The sequence below is a fragment of the Thauera phenylacetica B4P genome (assembly GCF_000310225.1).
GTDB classification, from domain to species: Bacteria; Pseudomonadota; Gammaproteobacteria; order Burkholderiales; family Rhodocyclaceae; genus Thauera; species Thauera phenylacetica.
In genome coordinates this window covers 1-355 of record NZ_AMXF01000637.1, presented here as the reverse complement: position 1 = coordinate 355, position 355 = coordinate 1, and the positions used below count along the sequence as shown (strand labels likewise).

Here is a 355-nt window from a genome sequence, read left to right as displayed (position 1 = left end):
TCAACGTGTACCTCGCGCAACTGCTGGCGGACTTCCGCCGGGTGATGCTCTGACGTGGTGAGGAGTGAGGCGTGAGGGGGCAGGAGCGAAAGGCGCCTGGCTCCGACGCCTTCCTCTTCCGGAAACTCCTCACGAGGTGAAGAAGATGAGTCAAATGATTGAAGTGAAGGTGCCCGACATCGGCGATTTCGATTCGGTGCCGGTGATCGAACTGTTCGTGAAGGTCGGCGACAGCATCAACGTGGACGATGCGATCTGCACGCTGGAGTCGGACAAGGCGACCATGGACGTGCCGTCCTCGGCCGCTGGCGTGGTCAAGGAAGTGCTGGTCCATCTGGGCGACAAGGTCGGCGAA

At 60.8% G+C, this 355-nt stretch carries 1 protein-coding gene; it reads left to right on the top strand.

What is annotated here, in order from left to right; genetic code table 11:
- Window positions 1-145: 145 nt before the first annotated feature.
- Window positions 146-355, top strand: a 210-nt coding sequence (locus C667_RS24065; RefSeq protein WP_306415800.1) for a biotin/lipoyl-containing protein, incomplete at its 3' end; no start/stop codon positions are given.